Below are 20,038 nucleotides of genomic sequence, written 5' to 3'. Positions count from 1 at the left end.
TTTTAGTAGCCTGGGTTTTGTTTTAAAGCAGTATTCGGCAATTCATTGAACGGAATTGGAAGAATTTCATTTTTATTTGCTTTAAATCCTTTGAAGGCAAGTTTTGAAGGAGCATCACCCCATCTGACAAGATCAAACCATCGGTGTCCTTCTCCGGCAAGCTCTCTTCTTCTTTCGTCTTTAATAGCCTGTAAAGAAACAGGAACTGACGCTAAACCTACTCTTGCTCTTACTGCATCTAAAAGAGCCTGGGCTCTTCCTCCGGCGCCACCTAAGGCTTCTGCTTCCATCAAATAAGTGTCCGCCAGCCTTATAGCGACATAATTCTGCCTAAAGTTAAGTTCTGCCGGTCCTGGAAGTGAGCTTTTTAAATCGTTCGTAGGTAAATATTTATTTAAGAAATATCCGGTATCTGCAAAGGCAGGGCTGTAAGAAATTTTACCATCAGTAACCAGTTGTTTCGCATTGAAAACGGTTACGTTTAATCTGGGATCCCCCTGCATGAAATTAACGAAGTTATCCGTTACTGTATTGAAAGCCCATCCGGAATAGATATCCGGTGCGTTATTATTCGGAACATTTTTTAAAGAGTAAGAACGGGGTCCCACCATTACATTGATAGAGTTCCCTTCATCTTTTCCCTGTCCCCAGAAGCCCCAGTCGGAGTTTCCTTTGTTGGTATGCATGACTTCCAGGATGGATTCTGTTGAAAATTTATATGGATCTGCCGTTTCCGGCCCCACTTTGAATAGATCAGCATAGTTGGCTACAAGCTTATATCCGTATTGGCTGATTCCTCCCGGTGTACCATTCACAGCTGCAAACTGTGTTGCGGCTTCGGGCATTTTTTTATCATAAAGATAAATTTTACCTAATATTGCTCTGGCTGTTCCTTGTGTAATTCTACCCTTATCATTACCGCTAGACGTCATCATTAAATCTGGAATGGCTGCATTGATGTCACTTTCTATCTGCGCATATACATCACTTGGTAGCGCCTGTGGTATATTCCAGTAATCATCACCAAACTGAATAGTTTTGAGCACTAAAGGAATATTTCCAAACATTCTTACCAATTCGAAATAGTATAGGGACCGGAGTACTTTGGCCTCTGCAATATATCTTTTTTTAATATCTTCACCCATAGTAGCTCCCGGAACTTTTTCTATTAAGAGATTAGCACGTGCTATCCCTTGATAAAAATCTTTCCAGTAACTTGCAGGCATAGTATTGGGATTAATGGTATAATTATTCATTCCCTGGATTCCGGCTCCATCGTTGGAATTTCCACCACCGGAATAAAAGTCATCAGATCCTGCATTAAAAAATGTAACTGTATTTTCGAATCCTCCTGAATATTTTCTTAAAATATCATATACGGAAACCAATGCGCTAAAAGACTGTTGTTCATTCTGAAAATACAGGTCGGTATTAAAAGAACCCGAATTCTTTACATCATCCAGATATGAGTCACTACAGGCAATATTGCTAAAACTCAGGCCTGTAAGAAAAGTAATAGCAAGCCCTTTATATATAAAATTCTTATTTTTCATTTTATTCATTTATTAAAATTGGATATTAGCACCTAGCAAAAATGTTCTTGCTTGTGGATAGTAAGCTCTGTCAACTCCTATTATATCTTGTTCGGAATTGTTTCTTCCTGCAATTTCCGGATCGTAGCCTGTATATTTGGTGAAAGTGAAGACATTTTCTCCCGTTATGTACAGCCTTACTTTATTCATTCCAAAACGGTTGGTAACTTCCTGAGGAAGTGTATATCCTAACTGAATGATTTTCAAACGGACATAATCTCCTTTCTGAAGATAATAACTGGACATCCAGGAATAATTATGGTTAGGATCGTTCCTTGTAATTCTCGGGTTATCATTGGTAGAACCTTCCCCAGTCCATCGATCTAAAACTTTTGTCTGATAATTGGCATCCAGCATATCCAATCTTCTTAAGCCCTGGAAAATTTTATTTCCTGCCTGTCCCTGTGCAAACATCATGAAATCGAAATTCTTGTAATTTAAATTGACTGTAAGTCCAAAAGTATATTTCGGGATAGAACTTCCTAAGTTTACTTTATCATTGTCATCAATTTTACCGTCGCCATTATTGTCCTGCCAGATAAAGTCTCCTGGTTGGGCATTGGCCAATAATTTGGTTCCATTGGCATTAACATAGGAATCAATCTGTGCCTGATTCTGGAAAACACCACTATATGTGTATCCGTAAAACGAACCGTAAGGCTGCCCTACTGCTACCCTGGACACCGCTCCCATAGTCTGGAAAGAAGCAAGGTTGAAATAGTCTATATCATCTTCCAATCTCAAAACTTTGTTTTTAATAGTAGCAAAGTTTCCATTAACTGATATGCTGAAATCCTCCCAGTTCTTTTTGTAACCTAATTCCAATTCAAGACCTGTGTTTTCCATATCTCCAACGTTTGCCCAAGGTAAATTAGGAACGCCTACATAACCCGGGATATTTACCTGTCTTAAGATATCGGATGTTTTCTTTTTGTACCAGTCTGCCGTAAAAGTGAAGTTATTGAAAAGCTTTAAATCCGCAGCAATATTCAGCTGGCTGGTCTCTTCCCATTTCAGGTTCGGATTCTCCAGTGTACTTGGTGCATAGCCTATGATAATATTGTTTCCGGCATTGGTATAATTGCTTCCGGAAACCATGAAACTTGCAAACCTGAAGTTCTCCATTTCATCATTTCCTAAAACTCCGTAACCTCCTCTTAATTTTAAGTTATTAACCACTTTATTTTGTGGCCAGAAGTTTTCTTTGTGAACATTCCAGCCTAAAGACATCGATGGAAAAGTTCCCCAGTGCTGATTGGTGGCAAATTTTGATGAACCATCTCTACGGATTGTTCCTGTAAATAAATATTTATCAGCATAATCATAAATGATCCTTCCGAAATAAGATGCCTTACGGGTTTGAATTCCGTCCCATCCCGTAGCTGTAATATCATCCTGAGGAATATTAAAATTGAAAGAGGCATCCTGCCAGTTATCAATAGGTAAATTAGTGTACGTCAAACTTGTCCCTCCGGAAATATTATACCGGTATACCCCTTGTCCGATCAATACACTCAAATTATGGTTACCGAATTTATTCTGATAAGTCAGTGTATTTTCCATACTCCATTCGAACTTATTTTCGTCTACCTTATTCAGGCTGTTAAAGCTGGTATTGCTATAATTGGGACTTAAATAGTATTTCGGTGTAAAAGTGCGGCTTCCCCAATAGGATTTTTTGCCGTTAAGACTCGTTTTGAAGGTAAAGTTTTTAAGAAATTTAAGCTCAGCAAAAACATTTCCTACAAAATCATCAGACCAGTTGTAATTTCCCTGCTGAATATGCTTGAAGGCTTGCGGATTGGTCATTTCCTGGTTAACGTAACGGGAAATTCCGTACGGATTACCATTCTCATCACGGATGATATAGGGGTTGGTATAGCCACTAGGATCTACTGTAGACCAATCTGTAACAACTACCGGAGTGGTTGGATCTAAGTTTACAGCTGAAGCTAATGGCCCACCATATTCTTCATTGGCACTGATTCCCTGGGATTTTGTTCTCGTATAGGCAAAGGTTTGTCCTATGGTTAAATAATCCGTTACCTTATGTGTTGAGTTGAATCTGGCATTGATTCTTTTGTAATAGGAAATATCACTCATTACAATACCCGTCTGATCAAAATACCCGAACGATGTATAATAGGTTGATTTCTCGTTACCTCCGGTAATACTTACCTCATGAGAAGATTTTTCGCCGGTTCCGAAGATCGCATCCTGCCAGTTTGTTCCCTTTCCAAAAGAGGCTGGGTTGGCATATCTCGGTGCCTGCCCGTCATTGATGAAACCTTCATTGATGATGTTCGCATACTGGGTGGCATCTAAAAGATCTAGTTTTTTGGAAGTGTTTGAAAATCCATAAAACCCATTATAGGAAAGACTGAGTTTTCCCTTTTTTCCTTTTTTTGTTGTTACCAGAATTACCCCTTTTGCAGCAGAAACCCCATAGATAGCCGATGATGCTCCATCTTTCAGTACTTCCATACTTTCTATGTCCGACTGGTTCAGCCATCCGATATTATCCACCACAATACCATCCACTACCCATAAAGGGCTGTTACTCCCAGCTCCAAAACTGGTAATCCCACGCACCCTTACTGTTGCAGCAGCACCGGGCTGCCCGGAATTGGTCACAACGGAAACACCTGCGGCTCTACCCTGCAAAACCTGCTCAGGCTTCCCTGCCGGAATGTTTTCTATATCGCTTGCTTTAATACTTGCAATAGCTCCGGTCACATTACTTTTTTTCTGTGTTCCGTAACCGATCACGATAACCTCTTCAATTTTATTCTCTTTCGGAACAGTGTCCTTTACGCTGGTCTGTGCACTAAAATTGGCTGTAAAATACAGCACGGCAACCAATCCCAGACTTCTTGATATTCTTCGATTCATATACAGTTAGTTTTTTAATTCTCAAATTGAGACAATAAAAATATATTTTTTTTTAATTATTTAACATTGTATTCACAATTATTTTAATTTTTCGTTTATTTTTGGGGGCTGAAAGCTCTATTTTATCTTCATAATTCATAAAAAAATCATAAAAAAACAATAAAAAAAATCCCCAAAATGACAGCCAAGCTTTCCAGAATCTCACTTCCTTTAAAACTGACCTTTCTTATTTTTTCAATGGTCCTAAACTGCATGGGCATTGTTATTCTTCAGCTTTCGGAGGCAAACATCACTTATGAAAAGCTAGGTTTTCTGGAATCGTTCAAGGATCTTCCCATTGCTTTTATTTCTCTTTTTGCTGTGAATTTCATCAGTAAAACCGGAACAAAAAGAGCGTTGATCTCCGCCCTTATCATCGTAGGAGTCTGCTCCTGCCTGCTGCCGTTTGTAGAAGATTTCTGGTTTTATAAGGTATGGTTTGCCATTATCGGGACGTGTTTTGCAGTGGGTAAAATTTGTGTTTTCGGGATTATCCGTAATAATATTTCAGATGAAAAGTCTCTTGCCAAAATGATGAACAGTGTAGAGGCATCATTCATGATCGGAATTTTTATAGTTAATACCGGTTTCGGATGGCTGATCTCCAGCCGTTATTCAGAATACTGGAAATTTGGATTCCTGTCTATATCGGTACTTTGTGCAGTAACGATATTTTTATTTTCAAAGCTGAATATTTCGGAAACTCAAAAAACGGACAGTAAAAATCTTATTTCTGAACTCTCAGTATTTGTAAAACCGGCAACGATTGTATTTCTCTTTGTTATCTTTTTCATTGTATTTGTGGAACAGGGATTTAATTCATGGCTGCCTTCATTTTATAAAAATCACCTGAACGTCAATTCTTTTTTTGCTTTACAAGCCACTTCCTTTCTCGCCCTTTTCTCTTATGCAGGAAGAACACTTACCGCTAATATCATTCAGAGGTTTTCGTTGTCAAGGTATTATATTTTGTGTCTTTTTTTAATTATAGGGGTGCTGATCATCATTTTAGGAATTCAGTATTTTGATTCTGTAAATTCCAGCATTATTTTGTTTTTATTCCCTGTCATCGGGCTTTTTCTGGCACCGCTCTACCCTGTTATCAATTCAAAGATGATTGCACAGATTGACAAAGAAAAAATCAATCTGTTTACTTCACTTATTGTTATTTTCTCTTCATTGGGAAGTTCTCTGAGCTCTATTATCATGGCTGTCCTGTTTGAAAAACGGCTGTTGAATTACTATCCGATGTACACATTACTGGCTGTTTGTGTGCTGTTTACAGTCAGTTTGATATATTTTAGGCTGACAGCAAAGAAATTATAGAAAATAATTTTATTTTTATGCCATGAAAATCAAAGAAACCAAAAACAAAGAAACGCTTCAGGAACTTATTGATACAAAAGACTTTGTAGCACATGTATCTGTTGACTGTACCATATTTGGTTTTCACAATAATATTTTGAAGGTTCTTCTTTTGAAATATCATGATCTGGATTTGTGGTCTCTGCCAGGAGGTTTTGTTTTCAATGATGAAGATCTCCGTGAAGCGGCAGCCAGGGTCTTATATGAAAGAACTCATCTGAAAGATCTTTTCCTGAAGCAATTTCACACATTCGGGAGAATAGACCGTACGGAGAATAATGTACACCAGATTCTTCTCAATAATAAAGGAATTGAAGTTCCGAAAGATCACTGGATTTTTCAGAGATTCATTACAGTAGCTTACTGCAGCCTTATTGATTTTTCCATTGCCAATACTTTTCCTGATGCATTTAACGAAAGCTGTGAATGGTTTGAAGTAAATAATCTACCCAAGATGGCTTTTGACCACGACAGGATTATAGAGACCGGTCTTGAATACCTGCGTATGAATATCAATACTGAGGTTGCTGCCAGCAATCTTCTTCCTGAAAAATTCACCATGAAAGATCTTCAATCCTTGTATGAAACTATTTTAGGGGAAAAATTCAGGAGAAACAATTTCCAACGCAAGATATTAAGCTTAAACATCCTGGACAGACTGGAAAAACTGTACGACGGATCTGCAAACAAAGCTCCGTATCTGTATAAATTCAAAAGTAAAATACACAATGCTGCCAACCAGTATCCTATCTCCAATGATGAGGAGGCTTAAAAAAACCTGTTTTTACTTAAAACCTGCCTGTTTTCATTTATCTTCCTGAAAATCAAAGGCAATAAAGATTTGCAAAAAAATTTTTCAAACCAGCGAAAAGTATTACTTTTAGGCAAATCAAAAAATCATGTCATATTATCCTCTTACAAGCATTCCAGACTATTACGGAATTGATGCTTTACTTACTGAAGAACACAAACTGATCCGTCAATCGGTAAGAGATTGGGTGGAAAGTTTTGTAATGCCGCAGATTGATCAGGCCGCACAAAATCATACAGATATTCCGGGCTTAATGAAAGAATTGGGAAAAATTGGAGCTTTGGGTCCATATATTCCTGTTGAATATGGTGGTTCAGGGTTAGATCAGATTTCTTACGGTTTGATTATGCAGGAACTGGAAAGAGGAGATTCTGCAGTACGTTCTGCCGCTTCGGTACAGAGCTCGCTGGTGATGTTCCCGATCAATGAATTCGGATCTGAGGAGCAGAAGAAAAAATATCTTCCTCATCTTGCTGCAGGAGAAATGATTGGTTCTTTCGGACTGACCGAACCTAACCACGGTTCTGATCCAAGTTCTATGGAAACCTATTTTAAAGATATGGGCGATCACTACCTTCTAAATGGTGCCAAAATGTGGATTACCAATTCTCCACTGTGCGACATCGCAGTAGTTTGGGCAAAAAATGAAGAAGGAAAAGTGCAGGGACTGATCGTTGAAAGAGGTATGGAAGGTTTTACAACCCCTGAAACACATAACAAATGGAGCTTAAGAGCATCAAAAACAGGAGAACTGGTATTTAATGACGTAAAAGTTCCTAAAGAAAACCTACTTCCGGGAGTAACAGGGTTAAAAGGACCTTTATCCTGCTTAAATTCAGCCAGATATGGAATTTCATGGGGTGTAATCGGGGCTGCCATTGACTGCTACTGTACAGCTGTTCAGTATTCCAAGGAAAGAAAGCAGTTCGGGAAACCAATCGGTTCTTACCAGCTTCAACAGAAAAAATTAGCTGAATTCTTAACTGAAATCACAAAGGCACAGTTATTATGCCTTCAGTTAGGAAATCTTAAAAATGCTCATAAAGCAAGTCCTGCACAAATCTCAATGGCTAAGCGTAACAACGTGAAAATGGCTATTGATATTGCAAGAGAATCCAGACAAATCCTTGGCGGTATGGGAATCATGGGTGAATTCCCAATGATGAGACACGCTGCTAACCTTGAATCTGTAATCACCTATGAGGGTACTCATGACGTTCATTTACTGATTACCGGTTTAGATATCACGGGTATCAACGCTTTTTAGAGAAAAGTTTAAAATATATTAAGAGGAGTCCGGCCGAATGGCCGGACTCCTTATTTTACTCACTTTGCAGGGAACTTATATTCAGTGAATAATTATTGATGTATTAATATTATTAAGGTTTTATTAAAAACATATAACTTAATAACATTAAAAAATATTGATATGAAAAAATTATCCATTCTTTTATTAAGTTTCACAGCACCATTCTTTTTTGCCCAGCAGGCAGGAGATGTTGCCAGCTTTGAACAGAAACTAGATCTCACTCCGCAAGGTGTAGCCAATTTTATCGCCAATAACCTTGGTGACCAAAACGCTCCGGATTTCGTCAGTTATCTCAATGGATTCAATGTAGGACTTAAGGGATATAAAATCACGTATTATACCAAAAACGAAAAGAATGTTTTAGTAAAAGCAACAGGATTGCTGATGTATCCTAATGTCAATTTTAAACTGTCTACGGTTGTCTCTGATCATGGAACCACCGACAGCAGAAATAACGTACCTTCCAACTTTAAAGGTGCATTAACAGCCGGATTTGTAGTGGAACTATCCTATGTCCTCAACGGATACATTCTCATGGCTCCTGATTATGTGGGAATGGGAAGCGGAGACGGAGTTCATCCTTATGTAGATGCAGCTACGGAAGCCGGGGCAACAATAGATTTTGTAACGGCAGCCAATAAAGTCCTGGGGCAATTAGGTATAAAAAGATATGATGAATATTTTCTGGCAGGCTACTCCCAGGGTGCCCATGCCGCCATGTCCACTTTAAAAAGCCTGAATACCTCCAACCCCACCAATCTGAAATTCAAATATGCTTATATGGGGGACGGACCTTATGATTTTTCAGGGGTCACTTTGAATAAAGGAGTTCTGGAAAAGGATTTTTACCCGTTTACTTCTTTCCTTGCCAATGTTCTCCATACCTGCAACAATACGGGGTATAAAACGTATAACACCAACATTTCAGAAGTGATTTCACCGGAATATCTCGATAAGTATAACTACCACGTGGTTCAGGATAATGGAGGCCTTCTCTGGGGCCCGGTCATCTGGCGGAATCTTTTCACTCAGAATTTTGTGAATGATGTGACCAATAATCCGAACAACAACCTCAGAAGATGCATGAAACCTAAAGATGTGTACGATTGGTACAACAAAACACCGATGACTTTAGGACATTCCACTGTAGATCTAGCTATTCCACCGGAAAATACCTCTAAAACCATTGACGTGCAACGTGGATATTATGCCTGGTGGGACCTGAATAAATACAAGTTGGATTCGTTTTACTGGGGACCTTTAGGACATGTGGGAGGAATTGTCCCTTTCACACTGGCATCGAATGCAAAATTCAACACCCTTAGAAGCGGAGGACTTCTGAACGAATGGGCTATACTGACTTCAAAACAACAGCAAAGCAGCCAGCCAAAAGCTCATTCACTTTATTCTTCCCAGCTAAAACCGGATCTTGGCAATATGGAGCTCATTGGAATAACAGATTTCAATCAGGAGAAAGCAGCAAGCAGATCAGCGACGGAAAGCGGCTTACCTGCCTTAAAAGATGGAGTTTATCTTTTAAAAGTACAGGACAACAATAATCAAAAATTAATTCCTTACGTTAAGAATACACCAATAGAAGTTCCTGAGAATGAGATCATACAGTCTGAAAACAATCATATTCTAAAACTCAAAATCCCTCAGGAAGAACTTATGACGGTTAATATTTTTGATGACAACAAAAATCTTCTGAAATCAGTTTCCAAAGAACAATACAGCAAAGACGATGGAATTGATATGAAAGACATTGCCAGTCAAAACAATACTTTTGAAGTGGTCACTCAGTTTTATAATCTGCAGTTCAAAAAAGCATTGACTGATGGGCTATTAGTCAATAAAACTGAAGTATTTACCCAAAACCGCCAGATTATTGCAAAAGCAGATACCGGTATCAAAAATATCAGCATTTACAGTATTTCCGGTGCCCTGATCCTTCAGCAGGAGATCAATAAACCTGAATTCAGGTCAAATAATCTAGAATCAGGGGTTTACATTGTTCAAATGGTTACCAGCGATGGAAACACTGTCAATAAGAAAGTCAAATTATAACAAAGTAATATATTCTTCATTTCAAATTGATTGAATGCACTTCAGTAATGGAGTGCATTTTTAATTGGAATAAGGTTTTATATTCTCAATAAAACTGAGATCCGGGTTTAAAATTTCCAGGATAAGATTCTTCACGGACTGCATGGCATCATCAATGTTCCCCTTCTCAAACTGCAGGGAAACCACGCCTTTTTTAGCTTCTGCAAAGCTCCAGATCCCTGTTTCTATAGGAAGGCCCCAGAATTCAGGAAGGTTCTGAACCACATAATGATAAATACAAAGCTGTAGGGCCTGTTTCCTTTCACTGTTATGGAAATATTCATCGACATTGTTTTCGTCTATTTTTACCGTGAGATTTTTGATTTTTGCAGTTTTGTAATCGATAATTCTGAGTGTTCCGTCGAGGCGGTCTATCCTGTCAATAAACCCAAAGAAGGATATTTTATCATTGTCATCAAGATAGAAATCCACGTTTTCAAACCTTTTTTCAATGTCCAGAATCTCTAAAGTATGACCATTTTTCACCAGTTCAAGATCATGGTTCAGAACATTTTCAATCACTTTTTTAGCAATAGCACGGTGGATGTAATTCATCCCTTTTTCATAAAATTCAGGCTGGTGCTTCAGCTTTTCAATGGCAATATTTATATATTGATCTATTTCTTTAATTGAATTCTGTAAATCTCTTTCTTTTAAAATTTTACCTTTAAGTATTTCATATACTTCTTGAAGTGAATAATGAACCAGATTCCCGTAATTTTTTACTGAAAGCTCTTCTTCTATTTCATCTGTTTCAGAGGTCTTTAATATCTTCGAAAGATAAAAATCAATAGGATTGTAAAGGTAGCTGGTGAGGTGGGAAGCCGATACTTTTTCTTTCCATTTCTGAAGTCTTTCCAGCACGATGGGAGTCTTAAGAATTTCTATGGGCTGTGAAACAATGGGCTCGGAAGAATTTTCAATAATGAGATGTTCTATCTTATGGGAACTCTCCATTTCGATCTGGGTGATAAACCTGCTTTTTTCCCCGGTATTTACCCCGGAACTGAGTGCATTATACAGAAGATGGACGTTTTTAGAATCCTGAATCAGCCGGTAAAAGTGATAAGCATAGATACTGTCGTTTTCCAGGAAAGTATGAAGGTCAAAATACCTTCTGATATCAAACGGAATGTATGTATTCTGAGAATTCCCCAAAGGAAGCTTCCCTTCATTCACAGAAAGCATAATGACATTCTCGAAGTTTAGAAGACGGGTTTCCAGGAGCCCCATAATCTGAAGTCCGCGGAGCGGTTCCCCTTGAAAATCGATACTTTCCGAATTAACATGCTGGTTGATCAGGATCTCCAGCGTTTCCATTTTAATCTCAAAATTATACGGGCTAAGCTGGTTTTTAATGATTCTGAATGCATTCTCAAAATGGGAAACATTTTCATACTGGATATCATCTATTTCCAGCCATTTAATCTGCCGGCAGAACTCAATAAGCATATCGAGATAAACACTCGTATGATCAGCTTTTTTAAGCAGTCCGTAATAGGAAAGCCCGCCCAGAAGCTCGTCTAAAAGTTTTTTTGATATATAAACAATATTCCTCTCTTCTACTTTTGTTCTGAAATTACTGATAATCAACTCATCTTCAGCGGATTTCGGAAGCTCTTCAAGGATCGGGAAAATATCTCTGTAATAATAGGAGGATTTATTTTTTTCCAGCTGTTTCTGAAGATAGAACAGCTGTTTTACCGCATTGGAAAACGACAGGTTTTTCAACGGAAACCCCATGGTAATATTCAGGTTTTCAACACCGTACATCACATCTAAGCTTGCAGGAAGAAGATTCTCGTCCAATAAAACCACAGCTGTATTGGAATAGGTTTTATTTTCAATTTCCTTGAATATTTCAGGCAACACTTTAGTCTGCGTTACATTTCCGGAGACTTCATAGACTTTGATGTTTTTGGGCTGGTTAAAATCATCTTCTATCCACTGAAAAGCCCTGTTATCATCAAATTCCTTCCACATTTTGTGATTTCTCAGGAATTTTCCGGCTTCCTGTCTTTCATCATCAAAATAATAATGATCCGCCTGAAAGAAACACTCCGCTTTATTCCACCGCAACAAGTTTCTTACCAGCTTCTCTTCTACCGGCGTAAAGGCATTGAAACCACAAAATACGAAATGCTCGGAAGTACCTTCAGCAAATCCTGCAATCTTCGCTTTCGCCGTTTCGTGGATCATTCCGGAAGTAGCCCAGTTCTTCTCCTGCAGTTTTTTCTTTAAAGCCGGAAGAAAAACATTCATATTCTGCCAGAAATTAAGGAATTTTTTACGGGGAACATCATCGTCTTCGCCAAGATCCTGCGCCCATTCCTTGATCCTTTCCTCATCAAACATATACTGCAGTACGGCCTCATCACTTTCTGAGAACTTCAGGATATCGTCCCAGTCTTTCTGCAGGGTAGGAAACCACTTTAAAAAGTCTGAAAAATCATCTTTAGGGATAAGTCCAAGGCTCCGGTAAACATCAAAGGCAAAAAGCCACAGGGAAATTCCCTGGACCGGCTGTTTTCCTGCAATCCTGTCGATCAGTTCTTCTATGGTAAAAAAATTGGGAAGAAATCCGGAATAATTGTTTTCTTCCAGGATCTGTCTGATGAATACAATGGGACGTTTTCCGGGCAGAACAATATTGAAATCCGAAAGATCCGGGTTTTGAGCCAACAGTTCGCGGATGATTTTATTGAGAAATTTCAAGAGGCTTTATAGCTTTTTAAGTTATCTAGTTCTTCAGCAATGAGGGCATTGTATTCTGCCTGCTTTTCTTTATTCATCCCATGTTCTGTGATTTTATCATAGGACATTTGAAAGTTTTTGTAATCGTTTGATATCCTGCTGTAAACTGCATTAAAGTTTTTATTGTAATCCCCGGAGGTTTTGATCTTTTCTGCTATTTCTTTCCTGAATTTTCTGACGAATAGTTCTGCAATATCAAAATGTTTCTGCTCATGCAGAAGGATATAATCGTTAATTCTTTTCACATCTTTCCAAGACATATCCTCATTGAAAATAGCAGTAATCTCAATTTTAACCGGAGATTTAGGGTTGGTGGACTTCACTACAGAATACTCCCACCCGCAATGGGTGTAGGCAATCACATCCGAATTATTTTTTCTGCTTACTTTGCTTTTAAAATTATCCCAGACCAGCTTATGATCTTCCTTCCAGATTATTTTTTGTCCGAAAAGTGTATTTGTAAAGAGAAATAAGCCAAGCGAAATCCATTTCATTATTTAACTACAATTGTTTTGGTGATCCAGCTGTTGCTGCCGTTCCAGAATCTGAAGGTGTAAGTTCCTGTCTGGCGCGGGCTGAATTTAATCTGGCTGGTTCCTACATGGGTTTCCTGTGTACAAGGTCCTTCAGTAATATATTTATAAGCGGTAACAGATCTTTGCAGACTGCTGTCGTGGATGTAATCATATCCGTAAAACCCCTCACATTGGGACGAATATGTAGAATACGTCTTAATGCTCTGTATTGAATAGACATCCATAGTATCCTTCATGATCTTTACACTGTCGATCCTGATTCTCTCTATGGACTGCACGGTCTGGTAATCATCATCTTCACAGGAGATAAAAACCAACCCTAAAAACAATGCAGAAAATCCAATATTTAAAAGTTTTTTCATAACCTTAAATTTACTGATTATCAATAATAATTCAGCAAAAAATGATCACTTAATTATAAAAATCAAGAGTTAAAATTGCCTTTTGATACATAAATCACTTTTTTAGTATCAAAAAATTCTTCATCAAAATAGTTTTTAAGGTTGAAGATTTCACATTTAATTCCGGCCAGCTCTTCAGCAAGATCGCCACCTTTTAAATACAAAACTCCGTTATGTTTGGGATTAAACTGTTCTTTTTCAAACTTTCCTTTCAGCCATCTCAGAAATTCCGGCATCTGTGTTACAGCACGGCTTACTACGAAATGAAACTTTTCTTTCACTTTCTCAGCTCTTCCGTGAATAGCAGTGAGGTTTTGCAACCCGATTCCTTCTGCAACTGCTTTTACAACAGTGATTTTCTTTCCGATAGAATCAATTAAAGTAAATTCAACTTCCGGAAAAAGGATCGCCAGGGGAATTCCCGGAAAACCACCTCCTGTTCCAATATCCAGAACTTTTGTTCCTGGCGCAAATTCCATTATTTTCGCAATTCCCAAAGAGTGCAGAACATGCTTCTCATACAGCGATTCCATATCTTTTCTTGAGATCACATTGATTTTTTCATTCCACTCATTATACAGTTTCTCCAGTTGGGAAAACTGTTCGATCTGCTTCTCTGTAAGATCAGGAAAGTATTTTAATAGTAACGATGCTGCCATATGAATTATTATAATCTGCAAAAATAAGTTTTATTTCTGTTGTATTCAAATGAAGTTACTCCCAGGAAACTTTAAATTCAACTACAATAAAGTGACATTACCGCGCAATAGCAGGAATAACAGGAACGCTTAAATTCCCGTTTTGATTAACGGCCTGAACCGCAAAAATATAATTATCCTTTGAAAGCGGGATTTTAATGTAAAGTTCTTTAGTAAAGATCTTTTTCTGCCACAAAGAGCTGTCAGTCTCCCTTACCAAGACATAATACCCAACCGGCGAACCCGATTTTGGATTTTTCCATTGCAGTGTAGTGGAATTGGTAAGCTCTTTCACCTGTACTTCTACCTGTTCCGGTTTTGAAGGAGCCTTCGCCAGACTGGCCAGAACTGCAATATTCGCAGCCACATTCCTTTTCAGATAATTGTAATCTATATATTGGGGAAGATCTCCATACTGTTTGCCATTCTCTACCCTGATATCCTGGTGCTGGCGGTCATAATTTTCATAATATTCTGTGAGCCTTACAGAAGGATACCCCTGGGTAACGAAGCTGGAATGATCCCCTCCGCGGAGGAATCTGTCGTTTCTGTAGATCAGCTTTACTTCAAGCCCTTTCACATATTCTTCTGCAATTTCTTTAATATATCGGGCAAGCTGCCTGGAATACCCATCATTTTCCAACCCGAGGTTCCTTATATTCATTGCTTTTTTATCCAGTTCCGCATATGGCATCCCTTCACTGAAAACTCTCAGTGTATGATTATTAATCTTTCCTGTTTCTCCTTCTTCAGGATTTCCGATCATATCATTATTCAGGACTGCTTCTATCTGCAGGTTTTCTTTTTGGGCCTTGTCTGCAAAGAGCTTAGACCCAAGCAGCGACTGTTCTTCACCGGAAAAAGTAACGAAAATAACAGATGCAGGAAAAGAAGATCTGCTCAGAATTCTAGCCGCTTCTATCACCGCACTTACTCCACTCCCATCATCATTAGCGCCGGGAGCCAAAGACGTTCTGTTCATCACATCAGTGACCCTTGAATCCAGATGGGCAGAGATCAGGAAAATTCTTTTATCATTTGGGTCTGTGCCTTTCAGAAATGCTACAGGATTTCCCAGATTGGTCACTTTGTCTACCCTTTTGCCATCGGGCTGAATATCTTCCTGCTGCAGGTAAACATCCATTCTTCCGCCTGAATTTCCTGCATATTCTTTAAATTTTCTCAACACCCAGTTTCTTGCCGCTCCAATTCCCTGGCTTTTATCATCCACAGAACTTAAAGTGTGCCTGGTATGAAAGCCCACCAGTTTATTGATATAGGATTTTAAAGAATCTGAACTCACTTCAGAAACGTATTTCTTTATTTCATTGTCTTTTGTACGGGTCTGAGAAAAAGCGACAAAAGGAGCCAGCAATAAAAAGAGAGAATATTTCATACAGTCAGTCTTAGATTGTTTAAATATACAAAACATAAAATGTAAGAATTATTTTTCACCTCTGTTTTTACAGAAATAAAACATTTTGGAATCCAATTGAGATTTGAGATAAAAAAAGACTGCAAAAAGCAGTCTTTGGTTATTTTTTACTCTTTTTCAATAGGATTATCAGATAATCTGAGTTTATTGGCAATCACGGCATCCATATTGGCTCCGCTCTTTTTAAGTTCGTTATAATCGAACTGGGCGATATAGCCATCTTTCAGCTGCATTTCCATTTTTCCTGCTTTGGAATCAATGCTCATTCCTGCAATATCTTCTGCTGAAGAGAATGTGTAATTTTTGATATATTTCCTGTATTCTTCGTTAGTTATCGATTTATTTTTTTTGGGAACAAAAGTGTTTAAAACGCTTATTTTTTTAATCTGAATCAAGTCGAAAGCATGATTATTTTCAGAATCCTTTACCATCACCACGAGTCCCGGAAGCCCACTGAATTTATAAGGGCCATCATTCACCGGAAAATCTTTACTGAACCAGGCTTCCCACTTTCTTCCTTTATAATCGGCCGTGGCTTTCTGGCAGTTAATGTTATTGATTTTTTTGAATTCATTTTCGATTGACCATTTTGGAGTCTCATTTTCTGTTATAACAAGGTCAGCATTTTTAAATTTATCGTAAAAATTAATTGTTTTTTTAGCATAATCTTTTTCAATGATATAATTAAAATTACGGTCGTAATGCTTGCCTTTCAGAAGAGCAGGATAGCTTTTATCGACTTTGTAGGCAGAATCCCTTTCGTATTTTACAGCATTAGAGAAATAAGATTTCTTTCCGTCCGTATCCAGATTCATATAATCTGTCACCACGGAATCCTTTTTCGCTGCATCAGGCTTCATTTTGTATTCGTAAACAAAACGGTAACTCTGAGCCGAGAAAAAAGAAGCTAATAGTAAAAATAAAATTCTGTGCATTTTGATGATATATTGTTAAAACACTATTGAATACAGACTGAATCAATCATTTCCAAATCTAGTCATTAAATTAAAACCTGACAAAAATCTTTTTTCCAGCCTCATTTTTATTTCCCGGCAAAACGTTTTTATTATATATTTGTTTAAATTCAAAAACATCATATGGATAAACTTTCAGATAGAGTAAAAAGATTAGGTTACTCACAGACTTTCGTAATGTCGAACAAAGCAAGAGAAATGAAAGCCGCCGGCATTGACGTGATTAGTCTTACTCTTGGCGAACCGGATTTTGATGTTCCGGATAATATCAAACAGGCCGCTTTTGATGCGATCAACCAGAATTACAGCCACTACTCTCCTGTTCCCGGGTTTCTTGAGCTTCGTGAAGCGGTAGCCTATAAATTAAAAAAGGACAACAACCTTGACTATAAACCTTCCCAGATCTGTGTTTCCAACGGCGCTAAGCAGGCTATTTTAAATGTGCTTGCCTCCGTTATTAATGACGGTGATGAAGTATTGCTTCCTGCACCTTACTGGGTAAGCTATGATGAAATGGTAAAAATGATGGGAGGAAATTCCGTAATGCTTCCTACTTCTTATGTTACAGATTTTAAAATAACTGCCGAACAGCTTGAAGAAGCCATTACAGATAAAACAAAAGCAATTCTTTTCAGCTCGCCGTGTAACCCGTCCGGTGGATATTATACCTATGATGAACTGAAATCCATGGCGAAAGTTATTGCCAAATATCCTCATGTGACGATTATTTCAGATGAAATCTATGAGTACATCAATTACGAAACAAAAACAACATCCATTGCCCAGTTTCCTGAAGTGTATGAACAGACTGCCGTAATCAACGGGATGTCTAAAGCATTTGCCATGACGGGGTGGAGAATCGGTTATTCCGCATGTCCTGAATGGTTGGCCAAAGCCTGCGAAAAGATCCAGGGACAGATGACCAGCGGCGCAAATACAATGGCGCAGAGAGCTTCCATCACTGCTTTGAAAACAGATCCTTCCGAATATAAATATATGATCGATGCCTTTCAGAAAAGAAGGGATCTGGTGTATGACCTGATGAAGGAAATCCCTGGATTTAAAGTACTGCTTCCAAAAGCTGCCTTTTATTTCTTCCCGGATATTTCCTATTACATTGGAAAAACACTGAACGGCACGGAAATCAAAGATTCTGATGATTTCGCTATGTTCTTACTGGAAAATGCTCATGTCGGATGCGTAGGTGGCGTTTCTTTCGGAAGCCCTGAATGCATCAGATTTTCTTATGCTGCTTCTGAGGAAGACCTGAGAGAAGCGATGAAACGAATCAAGGATGTATTGACTCCATTCAATTCATAAATTAGACTCAATCAAAATGAGTATAACATAAAGAAAAAGCTCTGATTTCAGGGCTTTTTTTCTTTAAATTCATTAAAAACAATTATAGATTTTATTTATCAATATTGATTTGTTTGATAGATGAAATGTTTATATCTTTGCACAAGAAAATTTAATATAAAAACAGAAAATTATGTCTTTAGTAGGAAAAAAATTCCCAAATGTAACAATTGATGCAATGTCTGAAATGGGTGACGATCTTAGAATCAACATCCTTGAGGAAGCAACTTCTAACCAGCAGAAAGTACTTTTATTCTGGTACCCTAAAGATTTCACTTTCGTATGTCCTACAGAGCTTCACGCTTTCCAGGATGCTTTAGGTGAATTCGAAAAAAGAAACACGAAAGTAATCGGTGCTTCTTGTGATACAAATGAGGTACACTTTGCATGGTTGAATACTGCAAAAGATAACGGAGGTATCGAAGGGGTAACTTACCCGCTTCTAGCTGATACTCACAGACAATTGGCTAACATTTTAGGAATTGTAGATCAGGATTTTGAATACAATGAAGAAGGTGAAGAGACTTTCACAGGTTCTAACGTAACTTACAGAGCAACTTATCTTATTGACGAAACCGGAAAAATCTTCCACGAGTCTGTAAACGATATGCCGTTAGGAAGAAACGTAAAAGAATATTTAAGACTAATCGACGCTTACACCCACGTTCAGAAGCACGGTGAAGTATGTCCTGCCAACTGGGAAGAAGGAAAAGATGCGATGAAAGCAGACAGAAATTCTACCGCAGAATATTTAGCAAAGAACTAAAATAATGTGTTAATTTGAAAATGAGATAATTTGAAAATTGATCTCAGGATTTATATAAAAATTATCTCATTTTCTATTTATTTTTTCACACAAAATGGCAAGGAAACAATTTCCGTTTTTGCCAATTAACACACTTTCAAATTAATAAATTTTCAAATTATCATTATGTACACAGAATTAACAGAAGATACATTACAGAATATCGTGAACGACAATGAAAAAGTAGTTGTTCAATATGGCGCAACATGGTGCGGAAACTGCAGAATCATGAAGCCAAAATTCAAAAAACTGGCATCAGAAAACGAAAATATCCCTTTCTTATATGTAGATGCTGAAAAGCTTCCTGAAAGCAGAAAACTGGCAACGGTTGACAATCTTCCTACTTTCGCAGTTTTTAAAAACGGTGAATTGGTAAACCAGGTACAGAGCAACCAGGCCGAGAGTTTAATTAATCTTTTTAAAGAAATACAATAATGAAGTTACCCGTAATCAGACAGTTTTATCAGAACCAGACTCCGGAGAATCTTGAGAAAACTCTGGAAGTTTTAGAAAGCTTCTGCGAATTCAGAGGAACCAGTGAAGAAGATCTGAATGTAGCAGGAGAGCTGATCACCAACATCTGTGGTGCTTTGGAAGTACACGCCAGCGTTCAGAACGGTATGAGCGAAAAAGATGCTCTGAATTCTTTTGCACAGAAGGTCTTAGGATCTATTGATAAATAATTTTTTTCTTATTGAATCATTTAAAAGATTTAATCATTAAAAGATTATAAACACAATACTACTGAGGCTTTCCTCGATACTATATTTTCTCAATTCTTTAATTTCAATTTTAAACATTCGTCTTAAAGCTTCTGTAATATGCCATTGCTGATGCTGTTGTCGTTGTTTATACAATTAAAGAATCCAATTAAAATCCCGGTGAATATTACCGGGATTTTTTTTGGTTTGATTACTTAATTAAAACACAAATAGCACGAATATTTGTGAAAATATTCGTGC

16 protein-coding genes are annotated in these 20,038 nt (G+C 37.8%); 8 read left to right on the top strand and 8 right to left on the bottom strand.

Features of this window, described 5'->3' with window-relative positions:
- Positions 1-2 precede the first annotated feature (2 nt).
- Together ACM40_RS16645 and ACM40_RS16640 are read right to left on the bottom strand one after the other, a co-directional pair.
- Complete coding sequence (locus tag ACM40_RS16645; RefSeq protein WP_048504034.1) at positions 3-1,553, bottom strand: RagB/SusD family nutrient uptake outer membrane protein; 1,551 nt, start codon at positions 1,551-1,553, stop codon at positions 3-5.
- A gap of 12 nt (positions 1,554-1,565) precedes the next feature.
- Entirely contained in the window at positions 1,566-4,484 is a 2,919-nt protein-coding gene (locus tag ACM40_RS16640) for a SusC/RagA family TonB-linked outer membrane protein (RefSeq protein ID WP_048503927.1), read from the bottom strand.
- A gap of 177 nt (positions 4,485-4,661) precedes the next feature.
- Between ACM40_RS16640 and ACM40_RS16635 the strand changes: the two genes are divergently transcribed.
- The 4 genes from ACM40_RS16635 (at position 4,662) to ACM40_RS16620 (ending at position 10,075) form a co-directional block, all read left to right on the top strand.
- Positions 4,662-5,849, top strand: a complete 1,188-nt coding sequence (locus tag ACM40_RS16635; RefSeq protein ID WP_048503926.1) for an MFS transporter — start codon at positions 4,662-4,664, stop codon at positions 5,847-5,849.
- A gap of 22 nt (positions 5,850-5,871) precedes the next feature.
- Positions 5,872-6,660 carry an NUDIX hydrolase gene (locus tag ACM40_RS16630; protein ID WP_048503925.1) on the top strand — a complete coding sequence of 263 codons (789 nt, stop codon included), beginning with the start codon at positions 5,872-5,874 and terminating at the stop codon, positions 6,658-6,660.
- Positions 6,661-6,787: 127 nt separating this feature from the next.
- Positions 6,788-7,966, top strand: a complete 1,179-nt coding sequence (locus ACM40_RS16625) for an acyl-CoA dehydrogenase family protein (RefSeq protein WP_048503924.1) — start codon at positions 6,788-6,790, stop codon at positions 7,964-7,966.
- Positions 7,967-8,128: 162 nt separating this feature from the next.
- A complete protein-coding gene (locus ACM40_RS16620; protein WP_048503923.1) occupies positions 8,129-10,075 on the top strand; it encodes a T9SS type A sorting domain-containing protein in 1,947 nt (648 codons plus the stop codon).
- 60 nt (positions 10,076-10,135) lie between these two features.
- Here the strand turns inward: ACM40_RS16620 and ACM40_RS16615 are convergent, their stop codons facing one another.
- The 6 genes from ACM40_RS16615 to ACM40_RS16590 all read right to left on the bottom strand — a co-directional run bounded on the left by ACM40_RS16615 (position 10,136) and on the right by ACM40_RS16590 (position 16,873).
- Positions 10,136-12,829: a PD-(D/E)XK nuclease family protein gene (locus ACM40_RS16615; protein WP_048503922.1), complete on the bottom strand. Its 2,694-nt coding sequence runs from the start codon at positions 12,827-12,829 to the stop codon at positions 10,136-10,138.
- Positions 12,826-13,362 carry a DUF922 domain-containing protein gene (locus ACM40_RS16610; RefSeq protein WP_048503921.1) on the bottom strand — a complete coding sequence of 179 codons (537 nt, stop codon included), beginning with the start codon at positions 13,360-13,362 and terminating at the stop codon, positions 12,826-12,828. The genes ACM40_RS16615 and ACM40_RS16610 overlap by 4 nt, the downstream gene beginning before the upstream one ends.
- Positions 13,362-13,766: a hypothetical protein gene (locus ACM40_RS16605; protein ID WP_048503920.1), complete on the bottom strand. Its 405-nt coding sequence runs from the start codon at positions 13,764-13,766 to the stop codon at positions 13,362-13,364. Before ACM40_RS16605 ends, ACM40_RS16610 begins: the two co-directional genes overlap by 1 nt.
- 62 nt (positions 13,767-13,828) lie before the next feature.
- The gene (gene rsmG / locus ACM40_RS16600) at positions 13,829-14,464 is read right to left on the bottom strand and encodes a 16S rRNA (guanine(527)-N(7))-methyltransferase RsmG (protein ID WP_048503919.1); all 636 of its coding nucleotides are present in this window, start codon (positions 14,462-14,464) and stop codon (positions 13,829-13,831) included.
- A gap of 97 nt (positions 14,465-14,561) precedes the next feature.
- Positions 14,562-15,899, bottom strand: a complete 1,338-nt coding sequence (locus ACM40_RS16595) for a M28 family metallopeptidase (RefSeq protein WP_048503918.1) — start codon at positions 15,897-15,899, stop codon at positions 14,562-14,564.
- 146 nt (positions 15,900-16,045) lie between these two features.
- A complete protein-coding gene (locus ACM40_RS16590; RefSeq protein WP_048503917.1) occupies positions 16,046-16,873 on the bottom strand; it encodes a GLPGLI family protein in 828 nt (275 codons plus the stop codon).
- A gap of 162 nt (positions 16,874-17,035) precedes the next feature.
- Here ACM40_RS16590 and ACM40_RS16585 point away from each other — a divergent pair, with 162 nt between their 5' ends.
- The 4 genes from ACM40_RS16585 (at position 17,036) to ACM40_RS16570 (ending at position 19,759) form a co-directional block, all read left to right on the top strand.
- Entirely contained in the window at positions 17,036-18,232 is a 1,197-nt protein-coding gene (locus tag ACM40_RS16585) for a pyridoxal phosphate-dependent aminotransferase (RefSeq protein ID WP_048503916.1), read from the top strand.
- A 172-nt stretch (positions 18,233-18,404) separates the two neighbouring features.
- Complete coding sequence (locus ACM40_RS16580; RefSeq protein ID WP_040999047.1) at positions 18,405-19,037, top strand: peroxiredoxin; 633 nt, start codon at positions 18,405-18,407, stop codon at positions 19,035-19,037.
- A 165-nt stretch (positions 19,038-19,202) separates the two neighbouring features.
- On the top strand, positions 19,203-19,511 hold the full coding sequence (locus ACM40_RS16575) for a thioredoxin family protein (RefSeq protein WP_048503915.1): 309 nt from the start codon (positions 19,203-19,205) through the stop codon (positions 19,509-19,511).
- Positions 19,511-19,759 (top strand): DUF6952 family protein, encoded by a 249-nt coding sequence (locus tag ACM40_RS16570; RefSeq protein WP_034727575.1) that lies wholly within the window; start codon positions 19,511-19,513, stop codon positions 19,757-19,759. The genes ACM40_RS16575 and ACM40_RS16570 overlap by 1 nt, the downstream gene beginning before the upstream one ends.
- The last annotated feature ends 279 nt before the right edge of the window (positions 19,760-20,038 follow it).

This window comes from Chryseobacterium sp. BLS98 (assembly GCF_001045445.1).
Taxonomy (GTDB): Bacteria; Bacteroidota; Bacteroidia; order Flavobacteriales; family Weeksellaceae; genus Chryseobacterium.
Note: the sequence above shows the minus strand (reverse complement) of the source record. Positions and strands in the feature narration are given on the sequence as shown.